Origin of the sequence: Roseateles aquae, assembly GCF_032337115.1 — a bacterium.
Lineage (GTDB): Bacteria > Pseudomonadota > Gammaproteobacteria > Burkholderiales > Burkholderiaceae_C > Roseateles_C > Roseateles_C aquae.
Window position 1 is genome coordinate 125,416 of the sequence record NZ_JAVXZY010000001.1, and the last position, 23,657, is coordinate 149,072.

Consider the following 23,657-nt stretch of genomic DNA (forward strand, 5'->3'; position numbering starts at 1 on the left):
CCAGTGACGCCACAGCCTTGCACAGGAAACACAGCTCATGACCAGCATGGAACTCAGCCGCAAGGCCTATATCGCCGACTTCGTCGTCTACACGCTGTTGGTGGCTGGCCTCGGCCTGTGGCTGGCAGCGTCGGCACCTTGGCTGCCCAGCCTGGGCTTGCTGCTGTTGGGGGCCTTGAGTTGGAGCCTGCTGGAGTACCTGCTGCACCGCTGGGTGCTGCATGAGCTGCCGCCGTTCTGCAACTGGCATGCCGATCACCATCGCCGGCCCGGCGCGCTGATCGCCGCGCCGACCTGGCTCAGCGCCGGCCTGCTGGGCATTGCCACCTTGCCTGCCTGGTGGTGGCTGCAGGCCTGGCAGGCCGGGGCGCTGAGCCTGGGGCTGTCGGCGGCCTATCTGGGCTATGGCGTGGCCCACCATCTGGCTCACCATCCCTGGCGCGGGCCCAGTCTGCCTGGCGTCAACCTGGCCGGCTTTCGGCGCCGGCATGCGCTGCATCACCGCGGCAGCGCTGGGCTGTCACCCGAGCCCTGCAACTACGGTGTCAGCACTGGCGCCTGGGACTGGTTTTTTCAGAGCGCGCCGCGGCGCCGCTGAACACCGCGCCATCCCCAAGGCCTGCCGGCGATTCAGCTGGCCTGGCGATCCGGCAGCAGCCGGTCGTATTCCTTCTTCACAACGCCGTAGCACTCGCAGCTGCGGCGTTCGATGCCGGGGCGGTCCAATACACTGATGTGGCCGCGGGCATAGCTGATCAGGCCGGACCTCTGCAGCTTGAGCGCCGCCTCGGTGACGCCCTCGCGGCGCACGCCCAGCATATTGGCGATCAATTCCTGGGTCATCACCAGCTCACGGCCTTCGAGTCGATCCAGGCTGAGCAAGAGCCAGCGGCACAGCTGCTGATCCAGCGAGTGATGGCGGTTGCAGACGGCGGTTTGCGACATCTGCGTGATCAGGGCCTGCGTGTAGCGCAGCAGCAGATGCATCACCGGGCCGGCGCGGGCAAACTCCTGCTTCAGCAAGGAGGCGCGCAGCCGGTAGCCCTGGCCGGCACTTTGCACCACCGCGCGGCTGGGTGTCGATTCGCCGCCCATGAACAGCGAGATGCCGACCAGGCCTTCTCGGCCGACCACGGCGATTTCGGCCGAAGCGCCGTCCAGCATCACGTAAAGCAGCGAGACGATGGCGGTGGTCGGGAAATAGACATGGGTCAGGGGCATGCCGGACTCATACAGCACCCGGCCCAGCGGCAGCTCCACCCATTCCATCTCGTCGTGCCAGCGCGCCCATTCCTCGACCGGCAGCGCCGCCAACAAATGATTGGCCAATGCGGCATCGCGGTGTTCGTTCATGCAGTCCTCCCGCGCCGGCTCCCGTGAGAGCGGACGTCCATGTGTATCGGCGTCTCGGATCACCGGCCCGGCTGGCGGCTGATGGAGGCTGCGCGCTGCGCAGCCCCAGAGGCGGACTCTAGCGCTTGGCCGGTGCGCTGTTGGTTCGCTAGCGTACAGACGGATCTGCGGCTGCGCCCACCTGGAGCTGCCCACCAAAGCGCCGGGGTCAAGCGGGACAGGGGGGGCAGTGGGGCGGGCAGTGGGGTTTGGCGTGTGCGGCGTGGCGCTCACGGTGCGGTAGTCAGCCGGCGGCTGGGTCCAGGGGAGAGGACCGTCAGCTCAAGAAGCGCGGGCTCAGTCCCAATAGCCCTGACGCTTGTAGCTCTGGTGCAGGCGAGTCTCGTAATCGCGATGCAGCTGATCCAGGCCTTGATAGACCGGGCTGGCCTTGACCTGGTTGCGCGTCAGATTGACGTGCAGGCGGCGCGTGGCCCATTCGATCTTGTCGACCCAGTGCAGGCCGATCAGCACCTTGCGGCCGCCGGGCCACCAGCTGTTGGTGTCGAGGATCAGATAGCGGATGGCCCAGTTGTAGTCGTCGAAGATGAAGTCCTCGACCTGACCGATGGATTCATGGGCCGCCTCGATGTGATAGCCGATCACCTGCGTGCTGCTGCGCAGATGCACGTCGGCCGGCTTGAAGTCGCGTTCCAGCATCGCGCGGTTGGCGGCCAGTTCGGCCTCTGACAGCGGCATCATCGGCCCATAAGGCGTCAGCCCCAGGCCCCAGAGCCCGCCGCCAGCCCAGTATTCGGGGTACTGGTAGAAACCGAGCAGCTCGCGTTCATGGCGCCGCGACACCGGCTGATGCGTGTCCACATCGGGGCTGTCGCGCAGCTGCTGCTTTGTCAGGTTCACGCGGATGCTGCGCGTCTCGCCCAGCGGCTGCCGCACGGCATAGGGCGAAATCAGCACCTTGCGCTCGGCCAGCCAGCTGCCGGTGTTGATGACCAGATAGCGGATCGCCCAGCTGTGGTCGTCGAAGAAGACTTCGCTGACCTGACCGATCTCGCCATCGCTGGCGTGAACGCTTGAGCCGCTGAGATGGCTGACGCTGTTGAGCATGATGAACTCCTGGAGTTTCAGAGAGCGGTGGGACGCATTGAACTTGGACGCGAGAGCGTCTGCCTAGACCTTGAAGTAGTCGAAGGAATGCCTGAAGGCCTCGCGCAGCTTGTCCATCTGGTTGCTCATCTGGTCCCAGCTTTCTTCGCCGGCTCTTTGCAAGGCGCTGAACTGGGTGGCGGCCTGGTGCGACTGCGCGCGCAGCTTCTTCAGCTCGGCCTGATAGCCCTGTCGGGCTTCCTCGCGAACGGCTTCGGCCTTGGCCTCCAGGCTGTCGATTTGGCTGTTCAGTTCATCCAGCTGGCGCTTGACGGTCTCGGTGTAGTGCTGGCGGGTTTGGTGCATGGCAGATCACTCCGTGTGGGTCGAGGTGGCGGCAACGGAACGATCCGCGGGATCGGGCCGTTGTGGCACTTGTAGAACCGGCGCCGCGGGCAGTCTGTTCGCCAGCGCACTGGCAGTCCAATGCCTCCATTAATTCGACAATGTGTACATACTCAATTTGATTCTCTCCTGAAAATACTTCAGCGCGGAAGCAAAAAAATAGTTAGTAACTCGGTAAGCATGGTCTTGATGGCGCGAATTTGCATCGAGATATTCGATTTTTCTTAGCCGCGAATACCCGCCGAATTACTGCCAGGTTGGCAGTTCCCGCTGCCTTCGGCATGCTCTCTGGGGCTCTGCCCCAGCCCCCGCTTGGCTGCGGGCTTGGGCAGCCACTCGGCACCGCCGAGGCTGGCCAAGCGCTTGGCCTCATCTGCCGCACCCTTGACGCCGAAGCGTTCGGCCTGGCGAAAAACCGCAAGCCGGAACAGATCCGCAACGTCCTCAGCGAACATGAACGGATCGAACCAGGCCGCAGGGTCTGCTGGGTCGTAGTCGGCATCGTCCGGCTCTTGCCAGGTCTTGCGCCTGGCTGCCAGGAATGCGGCCGCAGCAAGAGCCTTCACGACCTCGAGGTCGAGCCAATCCGCAGCCGCCTGGCGTGCTTGATCGGCCAGACTGGCATTCGGGTCTACGCGGCACAGCGATCGCGTCTCTGAGGCCGTTTCCGGGCCTCCGCGAAGCCTGTGCACCCGCGCCGTGATCCCGTCAGCGCCCAGCTCAATAGCGGGCAGGGTGCCTGGCAGGGCGGTGCCAGTCTTGCGCTCTGCTGGAAGGATGGCCAGGCCGTGCCGCTCCATGAAGATGCGCAGCGTCGAATAGGCCAAATCCAGCATGCCGATTCGAGCGCCGACCAGCTGCGTCAACCGATACAGGCTGATGCCGGGATGAATCTGAATGAGGCCCTCAATGGTCGCAATGTGCTCCTGCCGCAAACGACCTTGCTTGTTGCGGGAGTGATCACCGGCCATGGTTGCCTCCTTGGCTCGCATTGCTCGCAACCATCGGGCTTGCGACCAAAACCAGCCGTTTGGCCTTGATGCGTGCTGAGCGATCTGCCACGTGCTGTGGCACCTCTCGGATCACGCCGTGCAGGGCCAGAAAGTTGTGCAGCGACTTGTAGGTCACGTGGACCAGGCCAAGGCGTTGTGCGGCCAGGGGTGCCAGCTTGCGCAGGGACTTGCCGGGGTTCTCTGCAACCACTTGGCGCACGCCTGCCAGGTGCTCCGGCAGCAGGGCGACTCGGACAGAGCGCTTGCTCATCGAACGCCTCCCGTGCCTGAAATCGACGCTACGCGCCAAGGCATGTCGGTGCCGTCGGGCAGCGTCATTGCGCCCGGGTCGAGCAGTTCATCATGTGAAAAACGAGGGGGCGAATTCTCACCGGTGAGAATTGCGGGACGTGTTACAAGACCGTCCCGACCCTGACTCAGGGTTTGCCCGTGGGTGCGCTGCGCGCCTCCCACGGGCACCCCCTGAGTCGACAGACCTCGGCGCTCACGTGCCATGACGCCCCAAACCGCCAGCTCCAGAACGCCGGCGCGGCCTTCTGCGGTGATGGCCTGTTCTTCGGCGCGTGCCAACTCCTGGCGGGCTTCAGCGAGCTTCTGCCTCAGCTCGACGCGCTCACGGCTGAGGACGGTGAACATTGCCGAGCGCCGGACCGTGAGGTTGAGCCAGGCGAAATCCTTGCCGTCAAAGCCGTGGCCCTCAGGGCTCCACAGCGTGCCGCGGTTGAAGCACCAGCCTTGCCAGGTCGCGCCTGGCAGTTCCTGATGGCTCATCAGCCGCAGCAGCTTGATGACTGAGAACGGAATACGTTGATCGCCAGCTTCCCAGTGATAAATGGTTCGCTCGGAGACCTGAAGAAATGTCGCAAGCTGGGCTCTGGAATAGCCCAGGTAGCGATAGAGGGAACGCAGCTTGCGGCCTTGTTCCATGCGGGATTCCTGGCGGTGATCAGCTCGCCCTGGCTTCCTCAGTTTGTTCGACAATGTGTAATCCGTTCGGATGCGCACCAAACGAGTTAGCCTTAGCATTCATCGGGGTTACCAGCGATCCAGCCCCGACAAAACCCACTGACAAAACGACAGTCAAGAGCCGTCCAAGTCCTGCGGTTTTGACCTGGCGAAAGTAGTCCAGCTGGGCCGGATTAGCCTCCTGTTCTGCCAGCCATTCCACCAGCGGTTTAGGGTCAATTTCCAGCACCATCGACAGCGCCAGGATCTGCGCCAGCGTTGGCCGGCGCTTGCCGTGTTTCCATTCGCTGATGCGGCTGTGTGGAATGCCCAAGGCTTCCAGGGCATGCCGCTGTTCTTTTGTCAATCCCGCCAAAAGTAGGGTAAGCATCTGAGTCTCCGCTGTACCAAATTGGTACCAGAATGCGCCCCGTACCAAGATGGGACGCGGCGGAATGATAAGCGCACAAAACATGGGAGAAGGGCCAACAGCTGGCCCACTGACGCACAGGGCCTACACCGGCCACTTCGTCAGCCGCGCCCTGGAGTCTGGGAAGACTCCGACAGTGCACGTTCAGATTCGGCGCAAGGGTGTCACGCTCTGCGGCACCGTGGCCGAGATGGTCGAGCAGTTCGACCAGTCCGCGCGCGGCGAGTGGTTCAAGGTCGATTGCGACCTGGGCCGCGTCTGGGTCGAGTCCCGCAACGTCCGGCTGTGCTCGGGCGATGGCCGATGCACGTGCGAATCTGTTTGCACATTGCCATCTGCAAACACGGAGGCGCGGGCATGACGCTGCGCCTGGCGACTTCGGAGCACCGACTAGCCCCCCATTTGCTGGCGAAGGGTGGCCCCGGGGGAGGCGCGCAGCGCACCCCCGGGGAAACCCTGGGCCGGGCAGGTGACGTGCATGTCACACGTCACCAACGTATCACCGGTGATACAGGCAGCGAGCAAATCGCGTCTGGATGCAGTCGGCTTGAGCCGTTCTTTGTGGACTATTTGGGGCTGTATCAGAGCCATGCTGAAGACCTGCCGGTCATCCATGACGGGGAGGTGTTCGGCGTTGATGCCAACGGCGAGTTGATCTGGAAGACCAATCGGAAGCGCCGCATCAAGGGCTCGTTTGAGACGTCTGTTTCAGTTCGGTGTGATGGCCACACGGTCAGCTTTGACGGCAACGTCAGCCGCTTTGGACGGTCGAACAACGTGTTCGGCTTCGACCTGGCCGAGTGCTTGCGCCGCGTGAATGAGATCCTGGCCAAGCTCGGCTTGCCGCCGTTCACCTGGGGGCGGAAGTTCTATCGGCCCAAGAAGAGCACTAGCAATGGCGTGCTTGAGAACACGGGCGAGGTTGAAGAGTGCTGGACCGGTGCGCGTATCACACGCATTGATTTGACGGCGAACTATGGCGCTGGGTCGATGGCTGACGCTCGGGCCTACATGGAATGGCTCGCAGCGCAGCAGCACAGCGCGCGCGTCAAGGTCGATACCTACGCTGATGGCGAAACGGTCGATTGGGGCCGCGGCAGCCGTCGCGTGTATGCAAAGTGTTATTTGAAGTCTGTCGAACTGGCGAAGCATGGGGCACCCGCTCACCTGGTCGACTATTGCGCAGAGGCCGGAATGGTGCGGTTCGAAGTAACCGTAAAGGCGACGCAATTGATATCGATGGGGTGCCAATACCTGGGGAGTTTGGATATGCACCAGCTCGAATTGTTGTTTGAAGACCGGCGGGCGGTCATGGGGCGTGCTGAGCACTCGACCGATGACCTTGAGCAGTTGCCGAATCACTTTAGGCGTACTGCTCGGGACTACTTGGCCGGCGATGACCTGGCGGCTCGTATGTCGCGGATGACCTTCTATAGGCATCGGCAAGCGCTTTTGCCCTACGGGCTTGATATCGCTGTCAAGCGCAACGTGATCAATTTCAAACCGAAGGTGAGGGTGATTGAACTGCGCCCGCTCTCGGCTCCCTCCTGGTATCAGTTCGATGAAAGAAAGTCAGCATGAAAGTCAAAGTCACAGGGTTCAAGTACTTCACCGGCACGGTGGACGGCAAGTCGATCAACAGCGGCAAGCTCTACACCGAGTGCGCGCTTGATGTGTCGCGTAACGACTCTGAAAAGCAGTGGGCCAAGGGCATCTTTACTGAAGAGTGGAAGGTGCCGGTTGAAGCTGTGAAGCGCTTGATGCATCTGCCCGTGCCGTTCCTGGCCGAGCTGGAGGTTCAGCGCGTCGGTAACGGCAAGGAAGCGCGCGAGCTGGTCACCGATGTGGTGCCGCTTGAGGCTGTGCCGGCTCGGCCGGCTCCTGCAAAGGCTTGACATGCTGCACCTCTGGCTTGCTCTTCTCTGTGTGCCGCTCGCTGGCCTGGCCGTGGTTCGCCAGCTGCGCGCCCTGCTCAACCACGATCACGCCGGCTTGATGGCTAGCGACTCGCTGCGGCCGCTGGATTGGACTAGGGCAGGGGTAGCACGCCGCGCAACAGCTGCGCACCGCCTGGCTCGATCTGCTGGCTTGGCGGGGGTCTGCTGATGCTGCCGGTCTGTGTCAAAACGCTGCCTAGCGGCGATCAGGTCATTGCACCGGATGAGACCGGCAGCTGCGGCATCTACCTGATGAGTCAGCCGGATCTCGATGTTTGGAATCAGGGCCTGTATGGCGGTCCGTCCACGGCATGGCAAACACAGGATCAGGTGAGGGCGGTCGTTCGCGAGGAAATGCCGGTCAATCCGCTGTCGTTGACCACCGAGCAGGGCCTGGCGTTATCGGCTGCCATCGCTGGTGTCTGGGTAACCGCTTGGGTGGTTCGGATGCTGATCCGGGTGCTTCGCGCTGACGGGGCGACTGAATGAGTTTCGGGCTGCTAGACGCCGATATAGCGCCCGTGTCATTGGATCGGCAGGAGAAACATCATGAACAAGAAGTTTTTGAAGCGAGCCGCGGTTGTCGCTATTGGCCTGGCCACTGCTGCAGCTGCTCACGCAGACGCAATCGACCTGACTGGGCCTCTGGCTGATATCAAGTCCGCTGCCGCGGCTGTTGCCACGATTGGCGGCGCTGTGTTCACGGTTCACATCGGCATCAAGGTCTGGAAGTGGATCACGCGGTCTGCGTAAGCCTGGCGGCCCTTCGGGGCCTTTTTTTTCGTCTGGGGGTGAGCCGTGGGAATCTGGGTAGTGATTGCGTTTTTGGGGGCGCTATGGCTGTTGCTGGAAGACTGATTCTTTTTGTCCTGTTTTTGCTGTGCTCGCGCGACGGTTTGGCGTTCGGTAATGTCGGGTCTAAGACCGTTCGTCTTTACAGTGGCACGTGCTACGGTGTTCAGATGACGGATTTGCCGCGCTCTGTCTGGTTGTCGCAGTGCGCTGCTAAGAATACGTATACCGGTAACGGCTCTCAGTCGTCGTGTAATGACGGTAGGCCGAGGGTGCGAAAGCAGACTGTTACGGCGTCTGGTGGCTCTGACTGGGTGGCGCCTGGTGGGCAGTCCGGAACTTGGTCGTTTGCTTCGCATCAGTCCGTTGTTGAGACTGATCCTTGTACTGGGATTGTGACGACGGCAGAAAACGATTATCCGGCTGTCACGCCTGGTCCGAGTACTAACAATATTTGGAAGTTGGGCTATGCGTGCCCAGACTCGGCCAGTGGTACTGGTTCTGGTGCGAGCCTGAAATGCTTTTGTGTAGCTGGATATAAGCCGGGGCCTGGCGGTGACTGTGTGCCTGTGAGTTGTGGTTCGCCTGGTTCCTCTAGCGTGGTTACTCAGCCAGATATTGAGGTTGTTAGCGTCGGTATGCAGTGTCTGGGCGGCTGTGAGGTGCGGCCTAACACTGTGAAGACTAGCCCTGATGGGCGGCTGTGGGCCACGTGGCCGTTTACATACTCTGGCAATTTTTGTCAGGGCAAGTCAGATCCGGCAAATCCCGGTGGCACTGGCGAGACAAAGATCAGTGACGCGCCGGTGCCGTGTGGCGCGAATATGTGTCCTGGCACTGTCAACGGTCAGTCGATGTGCGTGGCGTGCAAAGGCACGACTGCGCCTGGTCCAAGCGAGTCGGCCAGCTCGCCGAGCTCGGGGGCGTCGAGTCCTGGTTCTGGTAGCACTAAGGACAGTTCGACCAGTTGTGACGGCCTGAATTGCACGACGACGACGACGACGAAGGATGGCCAGGGCAACACGACCGGCACGACGACGAAGACTCAGGACCAGCGGAGCTTTTGCCAGGAAAACCCGGCATCGCCGCTGTGTAAGCAGAGCAGTATCGGCGGCAGCTGTGCGGCTGTGACGTGTGACGGTGACGCCATTCAGTGCGCGATCGCAGCTGAGCAGCAGAAGCGTAACTGCCAGTGGTACGACGAGTACAACAAGCCGGCGAAGGAAAAGGGCGATCAGCTGCAAGCTTTGAACGGCCAGGCCATGCCGGATGGCCACCCAGGCAAGCAGCCACCGGAAATGGACGCCTCACGCCTGGTGCGCGATGTGGATCTGTTGGCAGGCAGCTGCCCGGCTGATATTCCGCTGAATTTGTCCGGCCAGACCGTGGTGATTCCGCTGGGCTCAATGTGCGGGCCATTGCAAATGATGGGTCAGCTCGGTGTCGGCCTGGCGTATTTTCTGGCCGCGTTCATCATGTTTGGTAAGCGAGGTTAAGCCATGGGCATTTTTATATCTGCATTGATTGGCGGCTTGTGGTCGGTGCTCGGTTCATTTGTCGGCCAGGTTCTGATTTCACTCGGTATCTCGTATCTTGTGTTTACTGGCGTCGATGTGTCGATTGATTTTGCTCGCGATACTCTGATTAACTCGATACTGCAAACCAATCCTCAAATTGTGGCCATTTGCAGCACGCTCAAGGTTGGACGCATCGTCAGTATCTTGTCTTCCGCAGTTGTTGGCCGTGCCACCTTGCAAGGCTTGTCGAGTGGCAAGCTGCGCGTTATGACAGGTAAGTGATATGGCGCTCACCCTCATTACTGGCCTGCCAGGCCACGGCAAAACGCTTTACTGCCTGTGGCGCTGGCGCGCTGAAGCCGAGAAAGAAGGGCGCCAGGTCTACCATAACGGCATACCTGGCCTGAATATCCCCGGCTGGCAAACCTGGGAGGTCGAGAAGTGGCAGCAGCTTCCACCAGGCGCGGTGTTCATCGTCGACGAGGCGCAGTTTGCCTTTCCGGTGACCGGTCGTGGTCAAACGCCAGAATGGGTGCAGAAGCTTGCGGTGCACCGGCATAGCGGCGTTGACCTGGTCGTGCTGACCCAAGACCCGATGCTGCTTGATGTATTCGTTCGCAAGCTCATCGATAGGCATTTCCACGTTGTGCGGAAATTCGGCACGACATTCGCGACCATTCATGAGTTTGTGAACGGCGTCAGGGATAACGTAGCCAAGAACAAGAAGGATTCAATCCGCCACGAGTGGAAATATCCGCCAGAGGTCTACACCTGGTACAAAAGCGCCGAACTGCACACCGTCAAGCGCAGTATTCCAATGCGTGTTTGGATCTTGTGCGCGCTGCCATTGCTGACGGCTGGCCTGGCCTATTACGGGTGGTCAATCCTCAAGTCAACGTCTGCCAGCTCGACGGCATCAGAGCATACGCCGGCAGCAGTGCATGCACCTGGTGCGCCTGGCCGGTCTGGCGTTGACTCATGGTCTGGCCGCGGCGGCCGCGATCGCCAGACGCCGGCTGAATATGCCGAGTCCTACACGCCGCGCATCCCTGGCCTGGCGCACACTGCGCCGGTCTATGACGAGGTCACCAGGCCGGCGCAGGCTCCGTATCCGGCAGCCTGCGTGCTCATGCGTGGCGTGTGCCGCTGCTACACCCAGCAGGCCACGCGCCTCGATGTGCCGCACCAGCTGTGCGTTGACATAGCCCAGGGCGGTTATTTCGTCGCTTGGGAGCGCCCAGCTGTCCAGGCGGTGCCAGTCTCCAGCCAGGCCAGGCCGATAGAGCAGCAAGGGCCTGGCCTGATCGGCATCAACGCTGGCGGCTCACCAGCTGCGCCGCCACCTCAGCAGGTAGCCGCTGCAGATCTGCCGGCACAGGTGCCGCCAGTGCGCCGGCCCATTCATCAAGACCCGACCCGGCCATAAGCGCTAGGCTCGTTAGCTGGTGGGCCGTAGGCCCGGAGGTCCGGCGTTCGCAGCTGTGCCTGTCTAAGCTTGGCAACCTCGCGCCAGAGCGCCGCCTGCTGAGTGAGCGCCAGTTGCGTCCTGTTGTGCATTTCGGCGTCCCAAACGCTGTGGCCGTGGCGCGACAGCCACCACAGCGAAAGCCGAGCAACACGCGGGGCTTCTGAGGCGAACCAGCGCCAAACAGTGCGCTCAGACACACCCAGCGCCCGAGCAATTCGCGGCGTGTCGTGAGCAGATAGACCTAGGTCGGAAAGCAGCTCCCTGAAGCTGCCGGGATCGCTCGGAAGGCGATTTAGCATGCGGCTGTTATCGGCTTGGCCAGGGCGAAAAAAAGGGCCGCTAGGCGGCCCGACAGGATCAGTTGCACGGTCCTACGACGCCGGCGCAAAGCTTCGACAATGTGTATTATGTAAACACTTAAAGATGCGAGCCGGAGGCCAATCCTTCCAAGCGATTCATCCTTCGGCCCACCTTTCATTTGCCAACTGATCATCGATGGCGAGCTCGAGCATGAGTCCCTCGGCCGCAGGCAGGCTGCCCTCGCCAGGAGCGCTACGCAGGTATTGGCACTCCAACACCCACCGATGCACAACACGCTGTTTATTCGGTAATCCAGTGAAACACGGGCATTCCCTCGCTGCGTGACCGCCACGTTTGGATCATTTCGGCCAATTTGCGCGCAAAGCGTACAAGGCGCAACCGAACGGCTGCATGAATATTGGGCCACGGTCGTGCATTGGCCGCTGGCCATGCAGGCTGACTTCTCAATTCAAACGGCGCTGAAACTCCATGAAACTAAAGCTCTTGCCTTTGCCCGTGACACTGGCTGCCGCCATGCTGCTGCTCAGCCCGTTCGCGAAAGCCGATGACTTGATGCTGCGGCTGCGCTTGCAGCAAGGCCCGGCATCGAGCAGTTACGACTTCATCCATGCCGAGGCTGGCAGTTTCAATGGGCCTGCCGCAGTGACGGACAGCCGCGACGGTGATCTGTGGCTGATCGGCCGCGACGCTGCCGGCAAGGAATTGTTCCGCCGGCCGCTGCGCCACCCGGGCCGGCATATGGCCGAGGTGTTCAATCCGCAAACCGGCGACATCGCCGTGGCGCGCCCCATTCAGCGCGATGGCGTAGTCGAATTGCTGCTGCCAAATCCACCAGCCCTCGCCACGCTTGATCTGCTTGATAGTGCGCCAGGCGGCCGCGGCGCCTTGGCGGCTGCAACGCCGCTCAAACGAATGAGCCGGGCTGATATCAGCGCCCTGTTGGACAGCAGCCAGCAGCCGCGCGCCGGCCGTCAAGCGCTGGCCACCGCCGTGCCAACGGGCAGTGCTTCACTATGGAACAGTGGCGCAGCCAATGCACGGATGGACCTGGTGTTGATCGGCGATGGCTACACCAGCGCCGAGCAAAGCAAATGGCAGACCGATGCGCAGAAAATCGCCAACGGCTTGCTGGCTGATCCGCTGTTCGCGAGCTACAAGAACTCGTTCAACATCACCCGGGTCGATATCGCCAGCCCGCAGTCGGGCGTCAGTGAAGGCGGCGTTACCCGCAATACCGCGCTGGGCACGGTGATCGGCTGTTATGGCATCGACCGGCTGGTCTGTGCCGACGAAACCAAGGTGTATGCCGCGGTCGGCAGCGTGACGGCAGCCGACGCACGGGACGTGATCATCGTCGTGGCCAACAGCACCACCTATGGGGGTGCCGGCGGCAATATCGGCACGATGACCATGCATCCGCAGTCGATCGAGATCGCACTGCACGAGATCGGCCACACCGCCTTCAAGCTGGCCGATGAGTACGACTACGGCACCTGCGCCACCAGCAGCGAGCCGAGTGAGGCCAATGTCACCAGGAGCGCCACACGCAGCGGCGCCAAATGGGCGTCCAGAATCGCCGCCAGCACCGCGGTGCCTACACAGCCCGGCAGTTATGCCAATGGCACCGTCGGCCTCTTCGTCGGTGCCAAGTACTGCACCAGCGGCGTCTACCGCCCGACCGAGAACTCGCGGATGCGCAATCTGGGCCAGCCCTGGCACCAGGTCAACGAGGCGCGGGCAGCTCAAGTCTTTGCCAGCTACACCGGCAGTTCAGGCGGCGGCACCGGCACAAGCACCACGGTGAATGGCACCTTGTCCAGCGTTGGCGCCAGCGCCAGCTACCCCAGTGGCTCGCCGGGCTACTACCAAAGCAGCGCCGGCGGCAGCTTCAGTCTCAAGCTGAGCGGCCCGGCCACAGCCAACTTCGACCTCTACCTGTACAAGTGGAATGGCAGTGCTTGGGCCGTGGTGGCGCAGGCCAAGGCGGCCAACTCGACGGAGAACATCAGCTACAGCGGTGCTGCGGGCTATTACTACGCCCAGGTCAAGTCGGTCAGCGGCACCGGGGCGTTCACGCTCAGCTACAGCTTCCCAAAGTAAGTGCAAGGGCGATGCAGGACGGTGGCCACGCGGACAGGGAAACCGAGATGGGGAATTGCCCCCGGTCGGCGTGCCACCCCGCCCTGTCTGTGCGCCAATGTGGTTTCTCATGAAGTGGAGGAGGAGTCCATCGTGTCCATGCTTCAGCTGAACGCCGGTGCCCCCTGGCGCCCTGCCCGGACGGACACGCTTACCCTGCCCACGCCGCTGGCCGGCCCCTTCGATGCCGCACCCGCAGCCGAGCAGGCGCTCTTGTTCGGCGCTGCGCAAACAGCCATGCTGTTCGACGGCATTGCCGGCTTTCTTTTCGTCGTCAAGGACCGCAGCGGCCGCTATGTGTCCTTCAATGCCTCCTTGCTTCAGCGGCTTGGTTTGCATGGCGATGAGCAGCGGCTGCGTGGCCGCACGGCGGTCGAACTTTGGCCGGGCGATCTTTCCAACCGCTATCGCCTGCAGGACGAGTGGGTGATCGAGCGCCAGGTGCCGCTGCTCTATCAACTCGACCCCATCCTGTTGCCCGGCGGCAAGCCGGGCTGGTGCGTCACGCACAAATACCCGCTGTGTTCGGAGCAAGGGCGGCTGCTGGGCATTTTGTGCCTGTCGCGCGATGTGCCCGGCCTGGCTCGCGAGCGCGAGGATGAGGCGCTGATGCAAGCGGTTGACCGCATGAGCAAGTGCAGCGCCGAGCGTCTGCTGATTTCCGAGCTGGCCGATCTGGCCGGCCTCAGCCAAGCCCGTTTTGCCAGCCGTGTACGGCGCATCTACGGCGTCAGCCCGATGGAATTCATCCAGCGCAACCGGGTGCGTGCCGCCTGCGCAATGCTTTTGCACGGCGACGAGCCGTTGCTGCAGGTGGCGCTGGCCTGCGGCTTCTATGACCAGGCGCAGTTCAGTCGCCAGTTCCGCCGCATCGTCGGCATGGTGCCCTCGGCCTACCGGCAGCTGGGTGCCGGGGCCGCCGTCAGCCCCTGGCGCTGGGACGGCGGCCTGCCCTGAGCACGTCATCGCCCTGCGCCATGCCATTGGTCATGGCCTGGCGTGCGGCAGGCGGTTTTGCTGCTGGATAGCTACAGGCAAGCCCGATGGGCCGCGGCCGCGCGCCTCGTTATGCTCGCGCCCCATGCGTATCACTCCCCCCCTCCGCCACCCGGGCAAGCGCCCTGCTCCACTGCAGCCTCTGCTGCTGCTCCTGATCGCGTCCGGCCTGTGCACCAGCACCGCGCTGCATGCCGAGGACAAGCCCGCCACCAAGCCAGACACCAAGCCAGACACCAAGACGGCGTGGAACGTCAACCAACCGCCCGGCCCCTCGCGCCAGGTGCAGATCGACACCCGCCGCGGCAGCTGGATGAGCGTGGACATCAGCCCCGATGGCAAGCAATTGATCTTTGATCTGCTCGGCGACCTCTATCTGCTGCCCATCGAAGGCGGCGAAGCCAAGGCGCTGACGCACAGCATCGCCTGGGAACATCAGGCCCGCTTCAGTCCCGACGGCAAGAAGATTGCCTATGTGTCCGATGCCGGCGGCGGCGACAACATCTGGGTGATGAACGCCGATGGCAGCGAGCCGCGCGCGCTGACCAGCGAAGACTACCGGCTGCTCAACAACCCGGTCTGGCATCCCAGCGGCAACTACATCGCCGCGCGCAAACATTTCACCGGCACCCGCTCACTGGGCTCGGGCGAGATCTGGCTCTACCACCTGGATGGCGGCAAGGGCGTGCAGCTGAACGAAAAGCCCAACTGGCAGAAAGACCTGGGCGAGCCGGCGCTGTCGCCCGACGGCAAGTACCTGTACTACTCGCACGACAGCACACCCGGCCGCAGCTTCGAGTACAACAAGGACGCCAACGGCGAGATCTTCCGCATCTACCGCCAAGACCTGAGCGACGGCAGCGTTGAGCCCTTTGTCGCCGGCGCTGGCGGCGCCATCCGTCCGACGCCCTCGCCCGATGGCAAATACCTGGCCTTTGTACGCCGCATCCGTGGACCCAAGGGCCAGCAATCGACACTGTTCCTGAAAGACCTGAACAGCGGCCGCGAATTCCCGGCATGGGGCGGGCTGGAGCGCGATCTGCAGGAGAGCTGGTCGGTGCACGGCGTCTACCCGGCCTTTGCCTGGACACCCGATGCCAAGCAGATCGTCGTCTGGGCGCAGGGCCAGCTCTGGCGTGTCGATCCCTTCAAGCAAACGGCGACCGCGATTCCCTTCCATGTGAAGGACAGCCGCGAGGTTCGCGAGGCGCTGCGCTTCACGCAAGACGTGGCCCCGGCGCAGTTCGATGTGCACCAGCTGCGCTGGGTCAATGTGGCGCCGGATGGCAAGCGTGTCGTCTACTCGGCCCTTGGCCAGCTGTGGATCAAGGACCTGCCCTCGGGCGAGCCGCGCCGCCTGACCCGCCAGAACGAGCATTTCGAGTTCTACCCGAGCTTCTCGCGCGACGGCCGCGAAGTCGTCTACGTCAGCTGGCATGACGACAAGCTCGGCGCCGTGCGCAAGCTCGATATCGCCAGCGGACGCGAGACGGTGCTGACGACGCAGCCCGGCAAATACCTGTCGCCACGGCTGTCGCCGGACGGCAAGCAGGTCGCCTATGTGAAGGCCCGCGGCGGTTACCTGACCTCACCCTGGCAAGGCCTGGAAACCGGCGTCTTTCTGGCGGCCAGCGATGGCCGCGGCCAGGCGCAGCGCATCGCCAAGGAAGGCGACAGCCCGCAATGGGGCGCCAGCAACGAGCAGCTATTCCTGACCCGCCACAGCTACGCCAGCGAGGTGGATTCGCAGCACAAGCTGGTTCGCATCGATCTGAAGGACCGCAGCGAAACGGAAGTCGCCAAGAGCGAGTTCGCCAGCGAGTTCGCCATCTCGCCGGATGGCAAGTGGCTGGGCTTCGTCGAGCGCTTCCACGCCTATGTGGCGCCGCTGCCGCAAACCGGCAAGGCGCTGTCGCTGTCGCCCAAGATGGAGGCGCTGCCGCTGCGCCAGCTTGATGTGAACGCCGGCGAATACCTGCATTGGGCCGGCAACAGCCAGACCCTGCACTACGCGCTGGGCGACCAGCTGTTCAGCGTGGCGCTGGACCAGGCTTTCGCACCCGCCGCCAAGCCAGAAGACAAGTTCAAGCCCAGCGAACAGGGCCTGAAGATCGGTTTCAAGCAGGCGGCCGACAAGCCGCGCGGTCGCATCGCCATCAGCGGCGCGCGCATCGCCACGATGAAGGCCGACAGCGTCGATCAGGTGATCGAGGACGGCGTCATCGTCGTGGACGGTGATCGCATTGCCGCCATCGGCCCGCGTGGCCAGGTCAGCGTGCCGGCCGACGCGACGGTGATCGACGCCAAGGGCAAGACGGTGATCCCGGGTCTGATCGACGCGCACTGGCACGGCGGCATGGGCGAAAGCCAGCTGATCCCGCAGCAGAGCTGGGTCAACTACGCCTCGCTGGCCTTTGGCCTGACGACGATCCACGACCCGTCCAACCGCACCAGCGACATCTACACGCAGAGCGAGATGCAGCGCGCGGGCCTGACGGTGGCACCACGGATCTACTCGACCGGCACCATCCTCTACGGCGCCAAGGCCGATGTGTCCGCATTGATCAATAGCTACGACGATGCGCTGACGCATCTGAAGCGGCTCAAGGCCGGCGGTGCCAGCTCGGTGAAGAGCTACAACCAGCCGCGCCGCGATCAGCGCCAGCAGGTGCTGGAGGCGGGGCGCCAGACCGGCATGATGGTGGTGCCCGAGGGAGGCTCGCTGTTCCAGATGAATATGAGCATGATCGTCGACGGCCACACCGGCATCGAGCATGCGATTCCGCTGGCCCATCTGTACGACGATGTCACCCAGCTGTGGAGCCAGACCCAGGTCGGTTACACACCGACGCTCAACGTCGCCTATGGCGGCCTCGATGGCGAGCACTACTGGTACGCGACGAGCGATGTCTGGCAACACCCCATCCTGTCGCAGTTCGTGCCGCGCTCGGTGCTGCAGCCACGTTCGGTGCGCCGTCAGACCGCACCGCTGGAAGACTTCAATGTCATCGAGGTGGCCAAGACGGCCACCCAGCTGCAGCGTGCCGGCGTCAACGCCAATATCGGCGCCCACGGCCAGCGTGAGGGCTTGGGCGCGCATTGGGAGATGTGGATGTTCGGCCTCGGCGGCATGACACCGCTGGAGGCCATCCGCACGGCAACGCTGAATCCGGCCCGCTACCTTGGGCTCGACAAGGACCTGGGTTCTCTGGAAGTCGGCAAGCTGGCCGATCTAGTGATCATCGACGGCGATGTGTTGAAGGACATCCGCCAGAGCGACAAGATCAGCCAGGTGATGCAGGGCGGGCGGCTCTACGCCGTGCCGGCGATGAACGAGGTCTGGCCGCGCAAGAAGCCACGCAAGCCCTTCTTCTTCGAGGGCGCCGGCAATCAGAACGCCCCCATCGACTTTGACCAGATGGGTGCCGGCCACGGTCACGGCGACTGAGACGTATCACCGCTCAATGAAAAAGGCCTCCTGCAGCCGCTGCAGGAGGCCTTTTGTCTGATGCTGTCGGGAACTCAGCCCAGGCGCACCGGCACGAAGATCTTCTGATTGCCGCGCTGCACCAGCAAGGCCACCGACTTTTCGGCGCCAGCCACTACCGAGCGCACCTGCTCGACACTGCTGACCGGCGTGCCGTTGATGGCCAGCAGCACATCGCCGGGGCGCACACCGGCCTTGGCGGCGGCACCGCCGGCCTCTTCAACAATCAGCCCCTCGCGGACACCGGCCTCACGCCGCTCGTCCTGCTGCAGCGGGCGCAGCGCCAGGCCCAGCTTGCCTTGCGGTGCGGCGGCCTCGTCGCTGCTGGCCACTTGTGCAGCCTTCTCGCTGGCGTCACCGAGCTTGGCATTCAGCACCTCCAGCTTGCCATTGCGCCAGACCTCCAGCCGGGCCGATTCGCCCGGGACGGACTGGCCGAGCAGCGCTGGCAGATCACGGCTGGCGACGATGGGCTGATCACGGAACTTCAGGATGACGTCGCCAGAGCGCAGGCCGGCCTTGGCGCCGGGGCTGCCATCCTCGATGCTGGCCACCAGCGCGCCGGCCGGTCGATCGAGCTTGAAGGAATCGGCCATGGCCTGGTCAACGTCCTGGATCACGATGCCCAAGCGCGCATGCTGTGCCTTGCCGCCCTTCTCGATCTGCTGGCGCACGCGGTTGGCCACTTCAATCGGAATCGCGAAAGACAGGCCCTGGTAGCCGCCGCTCTGGCTGTAGATCTGCGAGTTGATGCCGACGACCTCGCCGCGCGCATTGAACAGCGGCCCGCCGGAATTGCCAGGGTTGATGGCCACATCGGTCTGCAGGAAAGGCACAAAGGTTTCCTGACCCAGCGAACGGCCCTTGGCGCTGACGACGCCGGCACTGACGCTGTTCTCAAACCCAAACGGCGAGCCAATGGCCAGCACCCATTCGCCAACGCGCAGATCGCGGGTATTGCCCAGCGCCACCGTCGGCAGTCCCTTGGCCTCGATCTTCAGCACGGCGACATCGGTCTTGGGATCGGAGCCCAGCACCTTGGCCTTGAACTCACGGCGGTCGTTCAGCTTGACGGTGACCTCCTGTGCCTCATGGACCACATGGGCATTGGTCAGGATCACACCGTCTTCGCTGACGATGAAACCCGAGCCCTGGCCGCGCAGCTGCGGGCCGCCTTCGCCGTCGCCATTGGGGCCGCCGGGCATGCCCGGCACGCCAAAGCGGCGGAAGAACTCGAAGAAGGGGTCATTCGGGTCCAGCTGTGGCGCCTGGCGGTTGCCGCGCCGCACGATGGTCGACTTGGCCGTGCCGGAGACGCTGATGTTCACCACCGCAGCGCCTCGGGTGGCCGCGATCTGGGCGAAGTCGGGCAGCACGGTTGGCGCGACCGCAGCAGTGTTGCTCGAGCTGGCCACCGGCGTGCTGGTGGTCGATGCGCTGGCCAGCAGCTGGCTGCTCTCGGCGCTGGCCGTCTCGTTGGAAACGGCACTGCTGCTGTTCGAGGTCTTGATCGCGCTGGCCGTGTGCATGGCACCCGCGCCCCCGGCGGCGCCAAGCACGCCCGCGGCGGCCAAGGCCCAGACCAGACGCCGGGCCGGAATCATTGTTTCGCTATTGAACTTTGCCATGAGGCCTCCTGTTGGAATTCGCCGCAGGCCCCTTGCCTGCGATGGTCGAACTCTCGCGCAGCAGACTTAGACATCACTTAAGCAGCGGCTGAAACGACCTTCATCGGCAGGCGCAGCTCCACCCTCAGCCCGCCGAGCAAGCTGGAGCGATCAAGCCGCAGCCGTGCACCATGTCGCTCGGCGATCGCACGCACGATGGACAGCCCCAAACCGCTGCCGGCCGCGCCGTGTGCACCGGCCTCAGCACTGCGATAAAAGCGATCAAATACCCGTTCGCGCTCAGCCTCGGCGATGCCTGGGCCGCTGTCCTCAACCACCAGTAGCGCCTCGTCGCCGAGCGCCTGCAGGCTCAGGTCGACCCGGCCGCCCTCTGGGCTGTACTTGATCGCGTTGTCCAGCAGATTGCGCAACAGGATGCGCAATGCCTCTGCATGGCCACTCGCCTGCAGCGCATCGCAGCGCCCCAGGCCGACGTCGATATGACGCAGGGCGGCCGCATCGCTGGCCTCGACAACCGCATCGCGGCAAAGCGAGGCCAGATCGACCGTCTGCATGAGCTGCAGCGCCGCGGCGCCGCCACCATCCTCACGCGCCAGCACCAGCAACTGCTCGACCAGGCGGCTGGCCCGCTCAATGCCCTGCCCCAGGCGCTCTACCGCCTGAGCCTGTGTCGCTGAGTCTGTTGCACGCTGCAAGGATTGAAGCTGCAACTGCAATGCGGCCAGCGGCGAGCGCAGCTCATGCGCGGCATCGGCAACGAAATGCTGCTGAGTCTCGAAGGCTTGGCGCACACGGGCCAGCAAGGCATTGAACTCGTCAATCACCGGCTGCACCTCGGCCGGCAGATTCGCGCCCGCCACCGGCGAGAGATCGGCAGCAGCACGGCCGGCCAACTGCTCGCGCACCCGCGCCACCGGCTCCAAGGCATGGCTGACGCCCCACCAGACCACCAGAGCCAAAAGCGGCAGCATCAGCGCAATCGGCGCGATGGTGCGCCAGGCCAGCTGCCCCGCCATGCGCTGGCGCACGGCAATGTCCTGTGCCACCTGGACGACCTGGTAACGGGTCTGGAAGGAAAAGACGCGAAAGCGCCGGCCATTGGAGCGCTGCTCGGAAAAGCCCAGCACCGCGCGCTGCGGCAGCCAGGCCTCGCCCGGCGAGCGAAACAGCGGCGAGCCGTCGAGCGCCCAGACCTGGACCTGAAAATCAAAGCTCTGTTCTTCGCCCAGCGGCAGCGAGACGGTGCCGCTGCCCACGGTGCCGCGCAGCGACAGCGCCATCTGCTGCATCTGATAGTCGAAGATCTCGTCGGTTTCGCGCAGCGCGGTGTTGTAGGCGCTCAAACCCTGCAGCAGCGCCGCCGCGCTGACGGCGAGCAGCAAGAACATCAGCAGCCGATAGCGCAGCGAACGCGGCACCAGCAGGGCCGCCGCACGCTGCCAGGCGCTGGCGGCTGGCGTGGGGTCAGGTCTTGCCTCACTCATTCCTTGGGCACCCGGTAGCCAACGCCACGCACGTTTTGAATCAGCCCGGCGCCCAGCTTCTTGCGCAGGCCGTGGATATAGACCTCGACTGCATTGCTGGAGATCTCGTCCTTCCAGCTGTAGAGCTTTTCTTCCAGCTGCTGGCGCGACAGCACCATGCCGGGCCGGGCCAGCAGCGGCTCCAGCACCGCCCATTCGCGGGCCGAGAGGCTGACCGGCTGCCCGTCCAGCAGCACCTCGCGTGTGGCAGGATTGATGCTGACGCCCTTGTGTTCGTAGACCGGCTCGGCGCGCCCACTGGCACGGCGCAGCAGTGCGCGGATGCGGGCCAGCAGTTCATGCAGCTCGAAGGGCTTGAGCACATAGTCGTCAGCTCCGGCGTCCAGCCCGGCGATGCGTTGCTCCAGCGCATCGCGTGCCGTGGCGATCAGCACCGGCATCGTCTGTTTGCGCGCCCGCAGCGCCCGCAGCACGCTCATGCCGTCGCGGCGTGGCAGGCCGAGGTCCAAGAGCACCAGGTCATAGCTCTGGCTCAGCAAGGCGGTGTCGGCCAACTCGCCATCGCGCACCCAGTCGACCGCATACCCCTCTGCACGCAGCAACTCGAGCAGTTGCTCGCCAATCATCGCGTCGTCTTCCACCAGCAGCAGTCGCATGCGCAGCGTCGCCTTTCAGTGAGCAAAGGGGCAATTGTCCACGGCGTCGCCAGGCCCGCGCTTAGCCGAAACTTAAAAGCTGCTTCAGCCGCGGGCAAACCATGGCTACAATCCGCCCCGTCAGGAGAGAGCTCTCTAGCGAGAGCCGCCGAAGGCGCAGAGGCACAGGAAGATCCCACGCTTCGAACGCTCAGGCAAAAGGACTGACAAGACGCCCCCACCAGGGCGTTCCTCACTGGAGAGAGGCGGGCCTCGTAGCCCGTCCACCGAAGGGGCAAGCTGCTGGCAATACGCCAGCGGTCAATCTCTCAGGTACCAAGGACAGCGAGGGCAGCTTCCCCCACCCCGGGTTCAGATTTGGGGTGGGCTTCAAGAATGCCCTCGGAGATTGCCTTGTCCGCCGAACTCAAGACCACCCCCCTGCACGCATTGCACATCGAACTGGGCGCCAAGATGGTGCCTTTCGGCGGCTACGACATGCCGGTGCAGTACAAGGACGGCATCCTCGCCGAACACAAGCACACCCGCACGGCCGCCGGCCTGTTCGACGTTTCTCACATGGGCCAGCTGCGCCTGGTCGGCGCCGACGCCGGCGCTGCGCTCGAATCCATCGTGCCGGTCGATGTGATCGACCTGCCCGTCTTCAAGCAACGCTACGCCCTGTTCACCAATGAACAAGGCGGCATCCTCGACGACCTGATGCTGTGCCGCCGGCCGGACGACATCTTTGTTGTCGTCAACGCCGCCTGCAAGGAACAGGACACCGCCCATCTGCAGGCCAAGATCGGCAGCCGCTGCGAAGTGATCAGCCTGCCCGAGCGCGCCCTGCTGGCACTGCAAGGCCCTGAGGCCGTGACCGCCCTGTCGCGCCTGAACCCGGATGTGGCCAAGCTGACCTTCATGACCGGCGGCTACTTCAATCTGGACGGCATCGAGACCTTCCTGACCCGCTCCGGCTATACCGGCGAAGACGGTTTCGAGATCTCGGTACATAACGACCAGGCCGTCGAGCTGGCGCGCAAGCTGCTGGCCCAGCCGGAGGTCAAGCCCATCGGCCTCGGCGCCCGCGACACGCTGCGCCTGGAAGCCGGCCTCTGCCTCTACGGCCACGACATCAACACCGAGACCACGCCGGTCGAGGGCGCGCTGACCTGGGCGATCCAGAAGGTGCGTCGCGCTGGTGGCGCCCGTGCGGGTGGCTACCCCGGCGCTGCGGTGATCGATGCACAGCTGGCCAATGGCGCGGCGAAGAAGCGCGTCGGCCTGATCTCGACCGAGCGCATGCCGGTTCGTGAAGGCGCCAAGGTGATCGATGCTGACGGCAATGAAATCGGCGTCGTCACCAGCGGTTCGCTGGGCCCGACGGTCGGCCAGCCGGTCGCCCTGGCCTATCTGGCTGCCAGCCATGTCGCCGTCGGCACCGCGGTCTTCGCCCTGGTGCGCGACAAGCGTGTGGCGATGACCGTGGCCCCGACCCCGTTTGCGCCGCACCGCTATTTCCGCGGCTGATCTCCAGCCGGGCCTGCTCGCAGGCCCTCTCGTTTTCCCTGATCTTTTCTCCCGACCTCCCTGCTGATTCACGGAGCACACCATGAGCATCAAGTACACGCCCGACCACGAGTGGGTCCAAATCAACGCCGATGGCAGCGCCACCGTGGGCATCACCGTCCATGCCCAGGACGCCCTGGGCGATGTGGTCTATGTGGACCTGCCCGAAGTCGGCAAGAGCTACGCCGAGAAGGAAGTGGCCGGTGTTGTCGAGTCGGTCAAGGCCGCGGCTGACGTCTACATGCCTGTCGATGGCGAGATCACCGAAGTCAACGAAGCGCTGCGCGATGACCCCTCGCTGGCCAACAGCGACCCGCTGGCCGCCGGCTGGTTCTTCAAGGTCAAGCTGAGCAATCCCGCCCAACTTGACGCGCTGATGGACAGCACCGCTTACGACGAGCTGGTGAAGAACAGCTGATCGGCTGTTGATGAAGACAACGGGCACTTGGTGC

At 63.7% G+C, this 23,657-nt stretch carries 25 protein-coding genes and 2 riboswitches; of the genes, 14 read left to right on the forward strand and 11 right to left on the reverse strand.

All coding sequences use genetic code 11. The features are described from left to right. Window positions 1–37 precede the first annotated feature (37 nt). On the forward strand, window positions 38–598 hold the full coding sequence (locus RQP53_RS00550) for a sterol desaturase family protein (RefSeq protein WP_315647984.1): 561 nt from the start codon (window positions 38–40) through the stop codon (window positions 596–598). Between the two features lie 32 nt (window positions 599–630). On the opposite strand, the gene RQP53_RS00555 is transcribed toward RQP53_RS00550, so the two are convergent. From RQP53_RS00555 to RQP53_RS00585, 7 genes are all read right to left on the reverse strand, one after another. Further along, window positions 631–1,353, reverse strand: coding sequence for a Crp/Fnr family transcriptional regulator (locus RQP53_RS00555; protein WP_315647986.1), 723 nt, complete (start codon window positions 1,351–1,353; stop codon window positions 631–633). 336 nt (window positions 1,354–1,689) lie between these two features. Further along, window positions 1,690–2,460 carry a PRC-barrel domain-containing protein gene (locus RQP53_RS00560; protein ID WP_315647988.1) on the reverse strand — a complete coding sequence of 257 codons (771 nt, stop codon included), beginning with the start codon at window positions 2,458–2,460 and terminating at the stop codon, window positions 1,690–1,692. Between the two features lie 63 nt (window positions 2,461–2,523). Beyond that, on the reverse strand, window positions 2,524–2,805 hold the full coding sequence (locus RQP53_RS00565; protein ID WP_315647989.1) for a sll1863 family stress response protein: 282 nt from the start codon (window positions 2,803–2,805) through the stop codon (window positions 2,524–2,526). A gap of 263 nt (window positions 2,806–3,068) precedes the next feature. Continuing rightward, window positions 3,069–3,815: a hypothetical protein gene (locus tag RQP53_RS00570; protein ID WP_315647990.1), complete on the reverse strand. Its 747-nt coding sequence runs from the start codon at window positions 3,813–3,815 to the stop codon at window positions 3,069–3,071. Next, a complete protein-coding gene (locus RQP53_RS00575) occupies window positions 3,805–4,107 on the reverse strand; it encodes a hypothetical protein (protein WP_315647991.1) in 303 nt (100 codons plus the stop codon). The genes RQP53_RS00570 and RQP53_RS00575 overlap by 11 nt, the downstream gene beginning before the upstream one ends. Further along, window positions 4,104–4,784 (reverse strand): VC1465 family Xer recombination activation factor, encoded by a 681-nt coding sequence (locus RQP53_RS00580; RefSeq protein WP_315647992.1) that lies wholly within the window; start codon window positions 4,782–4,784, stop codon window positions 4,104–4,106. Before RQP53_RS00580 ends, RQP53_RS00575 begins: the two co-directional genes overlap by 4 nt. Before the next feature lie 19 nt (window positions 4,785–4,803). Continuing rightward, window positions 4,804–5,193: a helix-turn-helix domain-containing protein gene (locus tag RQP53_RS00585; protein ID WP_315647993.1), complete on the reverse strand. Its 390-nt coding sequence runs from the start codon at window positions 5,191–5,193 to the stop codon at window positions 4,804–4,806. 175 nt (window positions 5,194–5,368) lie between these two features. Here RQP53_RS00585 and RQP53_RS00590 point away from each other — a divergent pair, with 175 nt between their 5' ends. From RQP53_RS00590 to RQP53_RS00625, 8 genes are all read left to right on the forward strand, one after another. After that, entirely contained in the window at window positions 5,369–5,593 is a 225-nt protein-coding gene (locus RQP53_RS00590) for a hypothetical protein (protein WP_315647994.1), read from the forward strand. Continuing rightward, entirely contained in the window at window positions 5,590–6,813 is a 1,224-nt protein-coding gene (locus tag RQP53_RS00595) for a phage/plasmid replication protein, II/X family (RefSeq protein ID WP_315647995.1), read from the forward strand. The genes RQP53_RS00590 and RQP53_RS00595 overlap by 4 nt, the downstream gene beginning before the upstream one ends. Then, on the forward strand, window positions 6,810–7,127 hold the full coding sequence (locus tag RQP53_RS00600) for a hypothetical protein (protein ID WP_315647996.1): 318 nt from the start codon (window positions 6,810–6,812) through the stop codon (window positions 7,125–7,127). Before RQP53_RS00595 ends, RQP53_RS00600 begins: the two co-directional genes overlap by 4 nt. 210 nt (window positions 7,128–7,337) lie before the next feature. Beyond that, window positions 7,338–7,658 carry a hypothetical protein gene (locus RQP53_RS00605; RefSeq protein ID WP_315647997.1) on the forward strand — a complete coding sequence of 107 codons (321 nt, stop codon included), beginning with the start codon at window positions 7,338–7,340 and terminating at the stop codon, window positions 7,656–7,658. 60 nt (window positions 7,659–7,718) lie between these two features. Continuing rightward, a complete protein-coding gene (locus RQP53_RS00610; protein WP_315647998.1) occupies window positions 7,719–7,922 on the forward strand; it encodes a major capsid protein in 204 nt (67 codons plus the stop codon). 1,166 nt (window positions 7,923–9,088) lie between these two features. Further along, window positions 9,089–9,457, forward strand: coding sequence for a virulence factor TspB C-terminal domain-related protein (locus RQP53_RS00615; protein ID WP_315647999.1), 369 nt, complete (start codon window positions 9,089–9,091; stop codon window positions 9,455–9,457). 3 nt (window positions 9,458–9,460) lie between these two features. Continuing rightward, on the forward strand, window positions 9,461–9,760 hold the full coding sequence (locus RQP53_RS00620) for a DUF2523 family protein (protein ID WP_315648000.1): 300 nt from the start codon (window positions 9,461–9,463) through the stop codon (window positions 9,758–9,760). A 1-nt stretch (window position 9,761) separates the two neighbouring features. Continuing rightward, entirely contained in the window at window positions 9,762–10,904 is a 1,143-nt protein-coding gene (locus RQP53_RS00625; RefSeq protein WP_315648002.1) for a zonular occludens toxin domain-containing protein, read from the forward strand. Here RQP53_RS00625 and RQP53_RS24670 read toward each other — a convergent pair. After that, window positions 10,883–11,245 (reverse strand): helix-turn-helix domain-containing protein, encoded by a 363-nt coding sequence (locus RQP53_RS24670; protein ID WP_350340384.1) that lies wholly within the window; start codon window positions 11,243–11,245, stop codon window positions 10,883–10,885. The two genes, RQP53_RS00625 and RQP53_RS24670, sit on opposite strands and share 22 nt — an antisense overlap. Window positions 11,246–11,735: 490 nt before the next feature. On the opposite strand from RQP53_RS24670, the gene RQP53_RS00630 reads away from it, so the two are divergent. From RQP53_RS00630 to RQP53_RS00640, 3 genes are all read left to right on the forward strand, one after another. Continuing rightward, on the forward strand, window positions 11,736–13,367 hold the full coding sequence (locus RQP53_RS00630; RefSeq protein ID WP_315648003.1) for a M64 family metallopeptidase: 1,632 nt from the start codon (window positions 11,736–11,738) through the stop codon (window positions 13,365–13,367). Window positions 13,368–13,505: 138 nt separating this feature from the next. Then, window positions 13,506–14,363: a helix-turn-helix domain-containing protein gene (locus RQP53_RS00635; RefSeq protein ID WP_315649171.1), complete on the forward strand. Its 858-nt coding sequence runs from the start codon at window positions 13,506–13,508 to the stop codon at window positions 14,361–14,363. A gap of 124 nt (window positions 14,364–14,487) precedes the next feature. Then, window positions 14,488–17,850: an amidohydrolase family protein gene (locus RQP53_RS00640; RefSeq protein WP_315648004.1), complete on the forward strand. Its 3,363-nt coding sequence runs from the start codon at window positions 14,488–14,490 to the stop codon at window positions 17,848–17,850. A gap of 74 nt (window positions 17,851–17,924) precedes the next feature. Here the strand turns inward: RQP53_RS00640 and RQP53_RS00645 are convergent, their stop codons facing one another. From RQP53_RS00645 to RQP53_RS00655, 3 genes are all read right to left on the reverse strand, one after another. Beyond that, on the reverse strand, window positions 17,925–19,517 hold the full coding sequence (locus RQP53_RS00645) for a Do family serine endopeptidase (protein ID WP_315648006.1): 1,593 nt from the start codon (window positions 19,515–19,517) through the stop codon (window positions 17,925–17,927). A gap of 77 nt (window positions 19,518–19,594) precedes the next feature. After that, complete coding sequence (locus RQP53_RS00650) at window positions 19,595–21,001, reverse strand: ATP-binding protein (protein WP_315648008.1); 1,407 nt, start codon at window positions 20,999–21,001, stop codon at window positions 19,595–19,597. After that, window positions 20,998–21,657: a response regulator gene (locus tag RQP53_RS00655; RefSeq protein ID WP_315648010.1), complete on the reverse strand. Its 660-nt coding sequence runs from the start codon at window positions 21,655–21,657 to the stop codon at window positions 20,998–21,000. The genes RQP53_RS00650 and RQP53_RS00655 overlap by 4 nt, the downstream gene beginning before the upstream one ends. Window positions 21,658–21,768: 111 nt before the next feature. Next, window positions 21,769–21,873, forward strand: a riboswitch (glycine riboswitch). 9 nt (window positions 21,874–21,882) lie between these two features. Beyond that, window positions 21,883–21,992, forward strand: a riboswitch (glycine riboswitch). Between the two features lie 40 nt (window positions 21,993–22,032). On the opposite strand from RQP53_RS00655, the gene gcvT reads away from it, so the two are divergent. After that, on the forward strand, window positions 22,033–23,166 hold the full coding sequence (gene gcvT, locus RQP53_RS00660) for a glycine cleavage system aminomethyltransferase GcvT (RefSeq protein WP_315648011.1): 1,134 nt from the start codon (window positions 22,033–22,035) through the stop codon (window positions 23,164–23,166). Between the two features lie 82 nt (window positions 23,167–23,248). After that, window positions 23,249–23,623 carry a glycine cleavage system protein GcvH gene (gcvH, locus tag RQP53_RS00665; protein ID WP_315648012.1) on the forward strand — a complete coding sequence of 125 codons (375 nt, stop codon included), beginning with the start codon at window positions 23,249–23,251 and terminating at the stop codon, window positions 23,621–23,623. Window positions 23,624–23,657 lie beyond the last annotated feature (34 nt).